This is a genomic window from Actinomadura geliboluensis (assembly GCF_043197915.1).
GTDB classification, from domain to species: domain Bacteria; phylum Actinomycetota; class Actinomycetes; order Streptosporangiales; family Streptosporangiaceae; genus Spirillospora; species Spirillospora geliboluensis.
Genome location: NZ_JBICUA010000008.1, coordinates 1 through 10,983 on the forward strand (window position 1 = coordinate 1; position 10,983 = coordinate 10,983).

8 protein-coding genes and 1 pseudogene are annotated in these 10,983 nt (G+C 66.7%); 6 read left to right on the forward strand and 3 right to left on the reverse strand.

Features of this window, described 5'->3' with window-relative positions:
- Positions 1-101: 101 nt before the first annotated feature.
- On the forward strand, positions 102-491 hold the full coding sequence (locus tag ACGFI1_RS24855) for an NUDIX domain-containing protein (RefSeq protein ID WP_392788309.1): 390 nt from the start codon (positions 102-104) through the stop codon (positions 489-491).
- 576 nt (positions 492-1,067) lie between these two features.
- Positions 1,068-1,586: a hypothetical protein gene (locus tag ACGFI1_RS24860; RefSeq protein ID WP_392788312.1), complete on the forward strand. Its 519-nt coding sequence runs from the start codon at positions 1,068-1,070 to the stop codon at positions 1,584-1,586.
- A gap of 6 nt (positions 1,587-1,592) precedes the next feature.
- On the opposite strand, the gene ACGFI1_RS24865 is transcribed toward ACGFI1_RS24860, so the two are convergent.
- Positions 1,593-2,117 carry a hypothetical protein gene (locus ACGFI1_RS24865; protein WP_392788315.1) on the reverse strand — a complete coding sequence of 175 codons (525 nt, stop codon included), beginning with the start codon at positions 2,115-2,117 and terminating at the stop codon, positions 1,593-1,595.
- Positions 2,118-2,437: 320 nt separating this feature from the next.
- On the opposite strand from ACGFI1_RS24865, the pseudogene ACGFI1_RS24870 reads away from it, so the two are divergent.
- The 3 genes and pseudogenes from ACGFI1_RS24870 to ACGFI1_RS24880 form a co-directional block, all read left to right on the forward strand.
- A pseudogene (locus tag ACGFI1_RS24870) lies at positions 2,438-2,614 on the forward strand (DUF6879 family protein); the annotation flags it as partial.
- Between the two features lie 32 nt (positions 2,615-2,646).
- The gene (locus ACGFI1_RS24875) at positions 2,647-3,120 is read left to right on the forward strand and encodes a hypothetical protein (RefSeq protein WP_392788317.1); all 474 of its coding nucleotides are present in this window, start codon (positions 2,647-2,649) and stop codon (positions 3,118-3,120) included.
- 103 nt (positions 3,121-3,223) lie between these two features.
- Positions 3,224-3,487 carry a DUF6082 family protein gene (locus tag ACGFI1_RS24880; RefSeq protein ID WP_392789054.1) on the forward strand — a complete coding sequence of 88 codons (264 nt, stop codon included), beginning with the start codon at positions 3,224-3,226 and terminating at the stop codon, positions 3,485-3,487.
- Positions 3,488-3,548: 61 nt separating this feature from the next.
- Here ACGFI1_RS24880 and ACGFI1_RS24885 read toward each other — a convergent pair whose 3' ends face one another.
- The gene (locus ACGFI1_RS24885; protein WP_392788319.1) at positions 3,549-4,310 is read right to left on the reverse strand and encodes a hypothetical protein; all 762 of its coding nucleotides are present in this window, start codon (positions 4,308-4,310) and stop codon (positions 3,549-3,551) included.
- Positions 4,282-4,722 carry a hypothetical protein gene (locus tag ACGFI1_RS24890; RefSeq protein WP_392788321.1) on the reverse strand — a complete coding sequence of 147 codons (441 nt, stop codon included), beginning with the start codon at positions 4,720-4,722 and terminating at the stop codon, positions 4,282-4,284. The genes ACGFI1_RS24885 and ACGFI1_RS24890 overlap by 29 nt, the downstream gene beginning before the upstream one ends.
- 1,031 nt (positions 4,723-5,753) lie before the next feature.
- Between ACGFI1_RS24890 and ACGFI1_RS24895 the strand changes: the two genes are divergently transcribed.
- Positions 5,754-10,895, forward strand: coding sequence for a DEAD/DEAH box helicase (locus ACGFI1_RS24895; RefSeq protein ID WP_392788323.1), 5,142 nt, complete (start codon positions 5,754-5,756; stop codon positions 10,893-10,895).
- Positions 10,896-10,983 lie beyond the last annotated feature (88 nt).

The window sequence follows — 10,983 nt, forward strand, 5'->3', positions numbered from 1 at the left end:
AGCTCCGCTGCAGCCCCAGCAAGGCCGGCCACTTCGTCAAGGCCATCGCCGTCCTACAGAACTACGAAGCCACCCGAGGATGAAAAAGGGTCACTAGGCTTGTGGCCGGCGCCATCCTCCATACCGATGGCCGAGTGCTCGTCCTGCGCCGCTCCGCCGAGGACGTCTTCATGGCCGGCATCGAAGAACTCCCTTCAGGCGCCGTCGAGCCGGGCGAGAACCTGCTCACCGCGCTGGAACGCGAACTCACAGAAGAAATCGCCTGGTCCGGAGCACTCACCCTCGATCCAGGCTTCGTTACCCACTTCGACTACATCTCCGGATCCGGCCGCAAAACCCGTCAATACATCTTCGCCGTACCCCACCAAGGCCAGCCCATCGCCCTGAGCAGAGAACACACTGCCTACCGATGGCTCCACCCCACCGACCTGACCGACTCCGACGTCACCCCCGAGACCGCCCAAGCGATTCGAGTCTGGGCCGCCTCATGAGACCGACCACAAGGCGCCCACGGATAGCTCCCTGAGCCGGTCGACCTGCACCGCGTGTGCGCTGCGTTCGATACCGCTCCGCCGACCTCCCAGGTAGCTCCCTAAGTCCTGCCTTCAGCTAGGGGTAGCTCGACCAGGCTGCGTCTGTGGGCAAGTTGTTACGTAAGGGCTCTTTGTCGGCGACCGGCTTTTACGCCGGTGCAGCTGTGGGAGGCGGTGGCGTCGTTCCTGGTAGGAGCTGCGCGCGCATGGGTACTGTGCGGGACGGGGGCGGGGAGAGATGCTGGATCGGAGGCCAGGGTGATGGCTCGGCGTTCACGGCTTTCTCCGTGCGGTGACGTGCGGCCGGCCGATTGGGTGGTCGCGGGCGTAGGGCCGTTCGGGTCCGGGGTGGGCGGGCTGGTGCCCCACGGCTTCGAGGCGTACGCCCGGATCCTGCACCCGGCCTACGCGGCGGACGGGAGCCCAGTGACGTGGGCGCGGGTGGCCGCGTGGTCGGGCGGGGTGGTGCACCCGCGCGTGCAGTTCCAGGCACTTGTCGGCCCCGTACCGCGTTCGGGCACCGTACGTCCGTGGGTGGAGGAACCCGACCCGGGATCGCTGACTCCGACGCTCTTGGCGGCACTGTGCGAAGTCCTCGCCAGGCACACCAGAACACCTGGCCGCTGCTGGTTCTGTGTCTCGGACGTGTACGAACCAGCGCACCAGGGAGCGACCGCCACATTCACGGCGGACGCGGACGCGGACGCGGACGCAGGTGAGGAGTGGGAGGAGCCCGACGTGCCTGCGCCGGCTATCCCGCCAGAGATCGCCGAAGGCCCCCGAGTGGAGTTGCCGGAACGCGCATATCTCCTACTCGAGGGCCCTCTTGACGCTGCCGGGGAACTCGCGACGCCGCTCTTTCCGCAGTCACCCAACCTGTTCTGGCCCGATGACCGAGCCTGGTGTGTCACGACGGAAACGGATCTGGACTCCACCTACCTCGGAGGAACCGCAGCGCTCATCGCCCAGATACTGGCGGACGAGCGCTTGGAGGCCCTCCCGGCCGAGGTGACCGACCCGGTGTGGGCGGACAGCGACGAGGTCAACCGGTAATACGGGTCAGCAGTGGATAGACACCGTCGGAGTCTTCTTCCCGACGGTGACGACCCTAGGAGAGTATCCAGGGGGCGCATAAAGCGTTGCGACCGCTTCGCCGTGGTACCTGCCGGTCCGGCAGACGAGCGCCGCGTTGCCCTTGGCCGTACGTGCCCCGGTGCTGCCGAACGCCTTGATCTTGCTCCCCCGGTTGCTGAAGAGGCCGACCTTCCCCCGGATCATCCGGATCGGCTGAGTGCAGGTCACACCAGTACGGACGTTGATGGTCCCGTGCACGTGACCCGACTTGTGCGGGATACCGCCGTGCGCCCCGATGAACCGGATCTCGCAGTGGATGACCCTGGCGCTGTGAGCCTTGGAATGGGCCGAGAAGTCGACGGTGGACTTACCCGGTATCGGCGGACGGGCAGGCGCCTCCGCCGCCTCTGCCGTCACCGCGCTGCCGACGACACCCATGACGGCCACGACCCCCACGACGGTCAGCTTCCGCCTCAGCCCTCCGGCGGACCCCCGATGCTGCTGTCCCATGCACTACCTCCAAGCAATTGTCGAACCAAGACCCCCGTCAAGAACCGCAATGCTTGCAGCGCGAGCGAATTCCTGTCAATGAATTTCGCTGGATCGAAAGCGGTCGCGATTCACCATTTTGTGGATATGACTAATATCTACTTCAGTCGAAACGGATATGTAACCTGTGCGCCTCCCAGTCGACGAGGAGCCAGCCGCTCGGCTTCCTCGTGTCGTTCGGTGAAGCCTGGGCGCACACTGCGCGGCGCTTCCTCAAGTTCGAGTGCTAGCAGCCATGCCGTGAGGCCGACGGCGTCCGATCGCAGGATGGGTTCCAAGCGGGCGACGTCGCGCTGGCCGGCCGCCTCCTGGAGGAAGAGGCAATGGAGGACCAGCCTCTCCGCGACGAGGTGAGGTCGCGGAACCTGGAGTTCAGGCGGGTGCGGCTTCTTTCCTACCCCCTCACTGACTACCTGCACTACGAAATGATCAGCTATGAGGTGCGGAGCCAGCAATGAGAGCGCATCGAGTTCTTCGTGCCGCCCTCCCCGTGCACAGCTACTTCGACTTCCTGGTGTTCGACTCTCACACCGCTCTCATCCACGACTACGGGTCTGACCCCGTCGGCTACCAGACCGGCGGCTGGCTCACACACTGCCCGAAGACGCTGCACGCCCTGGCGGACATCGCCACCGACTTGCGCGCCCGTGGCGAGCCGGTGCGGCCTCTGGAAGACATTCCGGCTAGATCCCGCGCCTGTCATGGCGGTGCCATGACAGGCAGAATGAGGCGTGCCCTCCCCATGGGTCTCGCGATCATCGCGCGGTTCCTTGTCGTGGTCCTCTGCACCCTCGTCCCGGTGCTTCTCCTGTTCCGGTTGGAAGAGGGCGAATTGTCGTGCTGGTCGGACATCGGCCAGCCGATCAGCCCGGTCGCGGTCTTCTTCTCCGGTGTAGCGTTCCTAGGCATTGCTGTTGCCCTCCTGATGCAGGGCCGCGAGCTGCGAAACCAGCGCGAGAGCTGAGGATCGCCCAGGAGGAACAGACCCGGAGCAGCGAACTCGCGATGCGGGAGCTGTACACCGACCTGATCAAGGTGGCCATCGAGGACAGCGAGCTCCGCTCGGTCTGGCCCGCGCCCGGCGAGGAAACGACTCGCAGGACCACTACTGCAACCTGATCCTCAACCTCCAGAAGGTCGCCTACGAGACTCACACGATCGGGCTCCCGGAACTCCGGAACGCTCTGCGGTTCCTCATGACCAGCCCGGACATGCGCGCCTTCTGGTCCCGAAGCCGCCAGTCCCGCGTCTCCATCACTGACGGCGACGACGCCCAGGACACCTTCACCGCCGAGGTAGATGCGGCGTACACCGACACCATCACGCCTTAGCCTGAGGAGCCGGCCCAAGGAGGGCGTCTCCTCCGGCTCTCGAGATCGACGAGCAGGCGAGTCAGGTGCGAGACACCCAAGTACTGTGCCTCGATCGGGCCTCCAGCAGGAGGCGTTCTGTCAGCTGCTCAGCCGTTCGCCCGCGGGTCTTGATGGCGTGGCAGTTTGGACAGAGAGCGATCATTTGGATCGGGTGGTCACGGCCCCAACTTGCCCGGTCCTGCACATGATCGACTTCGAGAATCGGGTCGCCGTTCTTGGTGACGTCGTTCGGCTGACCGGTGCAAATCGGGTTCTCGCAGCGCCCGGCACTCCGTATCAGGACGGCCTTGACTGCTGCTGAGGAACGTACGGGCTGGTCACGGGCAGTGTGTCTCGTGCGATCGTGGTCGCCACGTGCCTCTGCAGCCTCGATCGCTCCGCAGAGCCGTAGGTACGTCTCTAGCGCACTCGTTTCCTGGGGATGGGTCACAACAGTGTCGTCCGCTCGGCGCAGACCGACTTCCTCGAGCAGTCCGTCAGGGATCCTGCCGTCGAAAAAGAGTCTGTCGAGTGTGTGCATGGCTTCTGCGCGTGCGGCCCGGTCGAATGCGACGAGCTCGTAGGCCCAGGCGGTGAGGCCGAATGAAGGATCTTGCTCTTGGAGCCAGTTGATCGGGTTGCCGTGCGCTGCTGGGATGGGTCCCACGTGGCCTTGCAGCTCCCACAGGTCCGTGCGAGCGAGCGCGAGAACAGGGAACTCTGGAGTCGCTTTCGAGCTGGGCTGGCCGTACTCGCGCATGAGGCCGCGCAGCTCAGGATGGGCATCTTGCCAGGAGACCATCCGCGGACGGTGGTGGGCAGCCCGCCCCAGAGCCCAAAGCAGGGTTATGGGCTGATGCCGAGCGGGGCCGTCTGGGGGTGTTGGCGACGCGCAGCGTTCCGAGAAGGTCAAGGAGACGCTGCTGCGGCAAGGGCGGCTCGTCAGTGACCATCTTGAAGTCCAAGCGTTTGAGGAGTCGAGCGACCGTTTGTTGCCCGCCGGAGAACTCGTCGGCGGCTAGAGGACGCCCTGCCACGTGGCGGTATGCCACCCCGACGATGGCCTTCGAGTCGTAGTGGACACCGTCATGGTGGAGGAAGTACCGGCGAGCTCGCTCGAAGCCGTATCGCTCGAGGAAGCGGTCGCGGCCGATGTGATCGCACTCGGCCATTGCGTCCAGGACTGCCTCGCGCGTGATCGGCGACAGATCCATATCGGGCATGTTATGCCCGATATAGCAAGGATTGGTCGTTGCTCTGCCCTTTGGGTCTCTCTGACGCCCAGCTGGAGTTGGCTATGGGGTCGTCCAAGCCATGCGCCGTCGGGACGCTGATCGTCCATGCTTGTCTGCCCCTCTCTGGTGAGTCGCCGTCGCCGTTGATGCAGGCGTCGCTGTCTGGAGATGGGCCTCGACTGCGTCCTCGCCCCTCAGGCGGGAACGTGACCCAGAGAGTGATCCCTCGACTGGTTGTTGATCAGCGGTCCTTGCGCTGCCCCGGCGACGGCGAGGGCGGAGCTTTCCTGGCGATCACTCGCGGCCTTGTCGCCCCACCGGTCGTTGCCAAGAGCGTCGGTGAGGCGAGCCGGTTCACCACTGCGGTGGTGCGAACGCGTCTGACTGTCCAGTACTTCGTCTCGGTGGCGGCTGCGGGGGCGGCTTGGCGGACCCGGAGTGCGGGAAGCGCACGGCAACGGAGAAGGCTGGTCCGGTGCGGCGCGAAGGACGTGGCGCCGCCACGAGGTCCAAATGACGTGACGACGATCGCAAGGGCGGGGAAGGCCCGTGCTGTCACACTCTGACGGCTTTGCTTGAACAGTTCCGTGCGTGGCGTATCGACGCTAGAAGTTGCAGCACGTGAGGATCGATAGATCCGTTGGCAGAGTGAGTTCTGTGTGTCCGAATCAATGGTCGCCACCCTTGATCAAATGAGCATTCGAGTATTTGGGCTGCCCTGTGGCGCCTGAGGTCTACGGCTTACCTGCGCTCTCGCGCCCGAATTGGCCACATGAGCTGCTCGCGGGGTGTCAACCTGATTCGGCGGTGCTGCGTCCTTTCCCGTACGACGGTCGAGTGTGAGCGCCTATCGCTGCAATCAAACCGTTATGTCGAGCGGGTTTTAGCGGCTCTACGGGTATGGGAATACGAGCGCAGGTCGAGTGTGGCCTGCCTTGAGGGGGGTTATGGACGTCTTCGGTGTGCATGATCAGCTCATTCGGGACTACCGGGAGTTCACGTCAGGGGCCGTGAACGTCCGGGATGAGGACATCGCTGATCATGTGCGGCGAGGACTGGACGTCGGGGAGCAATGGCCTGACCCATGGCTGTCCCTGAATCCGAGCTTCGCGGACGGTGGCTCGGTCCCCGCCCTGGTGAAGTCCGGGATCCTGCACCCCGAGACCGAGCGCATCTTCCGGATCCACAAGCCGGAGGACTCGCTCGACGGCGAACCGATGATGCTGCGTCGGCACCAGCGTGACGCGATCGAGGCCGCGAGGACCGGTGATAGCTACGTCCTCATCACCGGAACGGGATCCGGCAAGTCGCTGGCTTACATCATCCCGATCGTCGACCAGGTCCTCCGGCTCCGGGAGCAAGGGGCCCCGGCCGGCGTCAAGGCGATCATCGTCTACCCGATGAACGCCCTTGCCAACTCGCAGCTTGAGGAGCTGGGCAAGTTCCTGCGCAACGGCTACGGCGAAGGACACGAGCCGGTGACGTTCGCGCGGTACACGGGCCAGGAGAAGGAGGCTCAGCGCCGCGTCATCCTGGATGATCCGCCGGACATTCTCCTGACCAACTACGTCATGCTCGAACTGATGCTCACCCGTCCGCGTGAGCGTCAGCACCTCATCCAGGCCGCACGCGGGCTGCGATTCCTGGTCCTGGACGAGTTGCACACCTACCGGGGCAGGCAGGGCGCAGACGTCGCGATGCTCGTCCGCCGTGTCCGGGACGCCTGTGACGCAGAGGCTCTGCAGTGTGTCGGCACCTCCGCGACGATGGCGAGCGAAGGCGGCACTGAGAACCAGGCGCGCACCGTGGCCGAGGTGGCGAGCAAGGTCTTCGACACTCCGGTCGAGCGGCACCGGGTCATAGGCGAGACGCTGACGCGCTCAACGGAGGACGGCGGCTTCGACCCGGTCGAGCTGGCGGTCCAGATCGCTCAGCCGCCCCTCGGCGCGTCCTACGACGAACTGGTCGCCAACCCGCTCGCGCGCTGGATCGAGACGACGTTCGGCGTGGAGACGGAGAAGGGTACGGGACGGCTGATCCGCCGCAGGCCCACGACCGTCCAGAAGGCGGCCGAGGAGCTGGCGGAGCTGACCGGCATGTCGCAGCAGCGCTGCGCCGAGGCGATCAAGACCACGCTGAAGGCCGGCTCGGAGGCACCTCACCCGACCGTCAAGGGCCGGTACCTGTTCGCTTTCCGGCTCCACCAGTTCCTGTCGAAGGGCGACACGGTATTCGTCTCGCTCGAACCAGAGGACGTTCGCCGCATCACCCGCGACTACCAGCTGCGGGTCCCGGGCGAGCCCGACAAGCTGCTGCTGCCCCTGGCCTTCTGCCGCCAGTGCGGCCAGGAGTACCTGTCGGTCGCCCGCGCGGAGCAGGCGGGCCGTACCGTCATCCGGCATCGGCGCGGCGATGACGACGAGGCCGGCTACCTCTACATCTCCGAGCGGTCACCGTGGCCGGAGACGACCGCCCAGGCGCTGGAGGAGCAGCGCCTGCCCGACAACTGGCTCACACTCGACTCGGGCGGCAACCCCGAGGTGATTCCGTCCCGCCGCAAATACGTTCCGCAGGTGCTGCGCGTCCTGCCGGACGGCACCGTCCTCGACCGCGACTCCGGCGCGGCCGATGGAGTCCGGGCCGCGTTCGTGCCCACGCCGTTCGGGTTCTGCCTCAGCTGCGGAGTCTCCTACGAGCAGGCACGCGGCAACGACTTCGGCAAGCTCGCCCGGCTCGACCAGGAGGGACGCAGCTCGGCGGTATCCGTCATCAGCGGCAGTATCGTCCGCAGCCTCCAGGCGATGCCGGAAGAGGAACTCCAGAAGAACGCCCGCAAGCTGCTGACGTTCGTCGACAACCGGCAGGACGCCAGCCTCCAAGCGGGTCATTTCAACGACTTCGCGCAGGTCGCCCAGCTCCGCGGCGCCCTCTATCAGGCCGCGCTTGCGGAGGAGGACGAGGGCCTCCACCACGAGAACGTCGCGCAGGCGGTGACCGCTCAGCTTCACCTCGACCATGCCGACTACGCCCTCAACCCCGAGGAGCTGTCGACGCAGCGCAAGCGCACCCAGCGGGCGCTGCGCGAGGTCGTCGCCTACCGCCTGTTCGTCGATCTTGAGCGCGGCTGGCGCGTGACCATGCCCAATCTGGAGCAAACCGGCCTTATCAGGATCGACTACGCCGACCTGGACGAGTTGTCGGCCCTGGAGAAGACGTGGACCGGCACGTGCGGCCCGCTCCGCACCGCCGACCCGCAGACGCGCGCCGAGCTGATCCGCATCCTTCTCGACGAGATGCGCCGCGTCCTCGCCATCGACGTCGAATGCCTCACCGATCTCGGCTTCGAGGAGATGAGCAAGCTCTCCCGCCAGCTGAAGGACCCGTGGGCCCTCGCCGAGCGGGAGCGGATGGTGCCGGTCGGCGCCGCCTTCGCCCGCTCGGGCAAGGCGGGCGGCAGCCGCAGCGACCTCAACCTGTCCGGCCGCAGCAGGTTCGGCCGCCACCTGCGCCGTCCCGGACGCTTCCCCGCCTGGACGGACAAGATCGACACCGAGGACGCTCAGCAGATCATCACCGACCTGCTGCGCGTCCTGGCCAACCACGGGCTGATCACCGAGGCCGTCCCGGCGAAGAACGGTGGAGTGTCGGGCTACCGCATCAACGCGGCCGTCATTATCTGGCGGGCCGGCGACGGCGAGTTCGGTGTCGCCGATCCGCTGCGCTGGCAGTTCAACGGCACCGACACCCGCCCGCGTGTCAACCCGTTCTTCCGCGACCTCTACCAGAAGCAGTCACGGGGCTTCGCGGGCCTGTTCGCCCGCGAGCACACCGCGCAGGTTCCCAGCAACGTCCGCCAGGACCGGGAGCGGGCGTTCCGCGAGGCGAAGCTGCCGCTGCTGTACTGCTCCCCCACGATGGAGCTCGGTGTGGACATCGCCGGGCTGAACGCGGTCACGATGCGGAACGTTCCGCCGACCCCGGCCAACTACGCGCAGCGTAGCGGACGCGCCGGCCGGTCCGGTCAGGCCGCCCTGGTCACCACCTACTGCGCCAGCGGCAACAGCCACGACCGCTACTACTTCCGGCGCTCGGACCAGATGGTCTCGGGATCCGTCGCGGCTCCGCGCCTCGACCTCGGCAACGAGGACCTCGTCCGCTCGCACGTCCAGGCGATCTGGCTGGCCGAGACGGAACTGCCACTCGGACGCGCCATGCCGGAACTGATCGACATCGGCAACCCGGAGCTTCCCCTGCTCCGCGACGTGCACGAGCAGATCCACGCCGAGCCGGCGCAGGAACGTGCCCGGCGACGCGCCGAGCGGATGCTCGCCGGTCTCGTGGTGGAGCTGGAGAAGGACACCTCGTGGTGGGACGAGGAATGGCTCGAACGCGTCGTCCGATCGGCACCGGGAGAATTCAAGGCGGCCTTTGAACGCTGGCGCACCCTCTACCAGCAGGCCAAGGAGGAACGCCGACTCCAGCACGACCGTGCCGACGACTACACCCTCACCGCCGATGCCCGGCAGCGCGCCAAGCGCCGCCGCGCCGAGGCCGAGACCCAGCTGAAACTGTTGCGCAACGAGCAGGACAGCGGCACCTTCTCGGACTTCAACCCCTACCGCTACCTCGCATCCGAAGGCTTCCTGCCGGGCTACTCGTTCCCGCGCCTGCCGCTGGCCGCCTACATCCCCGGGCGCGGCGGCCAGCGCGCCGACCGCGACGGCGACTACCTGCAGCGTTCCCGGTTCATCGCCATCCGCGAATTCGGCCCAGGCGCGCTGATCTACCACGAAGGCAGCCGCTACCAGGTCAAACGCGTCCAGGTGCCGATGGAGGAGGGCGGTGACGTCGCCACCGGCGAGGCACGTCGCTGCCGCAACTGCGGATACCACCACAGGCCGCGCCCCGGCTGCGACAACTGCGAGATCTGCGGCACGCCGCTCCCCATCGCCACCAGCGGCCTCATGCACTTGGACACCGTCTTCACCGAACGCCGCGAACGGATCTCCTCCGACGAGGAGGAGCGCCGCCGGGCCGGCTTCGAGCTGGAGACCTCCTACCGCTTCCACGACCACGGCAAGCGCCGCGGACGCCTGGAGGCGCGGGCGGTCGACGAGGCCGGGCCGATCGCGGACCTCAACTACGGCGACAGCGCCACCGTCCGCGTCGCGAACCTCGGATACAGGCGCGGCAAGGACCGCGAGACCGGCTTCTGGCTCGACACGGTCAACGGCCGCTGGCTGCCGTCCCGGAACGCCAAGACCGCCGCACCGGGCACCGAACTCACCGACGAGGAGACCGGTCTCGCCGACGGCGAGACCGAGGACAAGGTGCGCAAGCTACGGGTCATCCCCTATGTGGAGGACCGCCGCAACATCCTCGTCCTGACCCTCGCGGAGCCGGTTCCCGCCGAGACCGCGATCTCGCTCCAGTACGCGCTGGAGCGCGGGATCGAAGCCGTCTTCCAGCTGGAGGACTCCGAGCTGGACAGCGAGCCGTTGCCGCCCGACAACGGCCCGGACCGGTTGCGGATGCTGTTCGTCGAGTCCGCCGAGGGCGGCGCGGGCGTCCTGCGCCGCATCCAGGCTGAGCATGACTCGCTGGCCCGTGTAGCGCAGGAAGCACTGCACATCGCCCACTTCGACCCGGAGACCGGGGAGGACCTCCACGGGCCATCGGAGAACCGCTGCGAGAAGGGCTGTTACGACTGTCTCCTCTCCTTCGGCAACCAGCTGCTCCACCACATGATCGACCGCCACGCCGTTCGCGACCTGCTGCTCCGCCTCGCGCAGAGCAAGGTCGAACGCGACGAGCAGCCCGACGTGCTGATCGAGAAGGCCGGAAGCAGCCTGGAGGGCGAGCTGATCACGTGGCTGCAGGAGCGCGGATACCGGCTTCCCACCGAGCAGCAGGTCCTCGTCACAGAGGCGCTCGCGCAGCCCGACTACGTGTACCGGCTGCCCGGACAGGCCAAGGTCGCCGTATTCGTCGACGGCCCGGCCCACGACGACGAGCACGTTAGCACCCGTGACGAAGAAGCCGAGGAGCGGCTGATCAACACCGGCTGGTTCGTGATCCGCTTCCGCCACGACGGCGACTGGCACGCCACAGTTACCGCCAACCGAAGCATCTTCGGCAGCGGCGACAAGTAAGCGGCCCGGCACCCCCCGAAAGGACCCCCCCCGAAACATGAGCATCAACGTGCCAGAGGCCGCCCAATTTGCCCCGGGTGTACTGGTT

What these genes read in the sequence shown, in the direction of transcription:
- ACGFI1_RS24865 (WP_392788315.1), bottom strand. Translation starts at nt 2,117, where the DNA reads ATGGGACAGCAGCATCGGGGGTCCGCCGGAGGGCTGAGGCGGAAGCTG.
- ACGFI1_RS24885 (WP_392788319.1), bottom strand. Translation starts at nt 4,310, where the DNA reads ATGGTCTCCTGGCAAGATGCCCATCCTGAGCTGCGCGGCCTCATGCGC.
- ACGFI1_RS24890 (WP_392788321.1), bottom strand. Translation starts at nt 4,722, where the DNA reads ATGGATCTGTCGCCGATCACGCGCGAGGCAGTCCTGGACGCAATGGCC.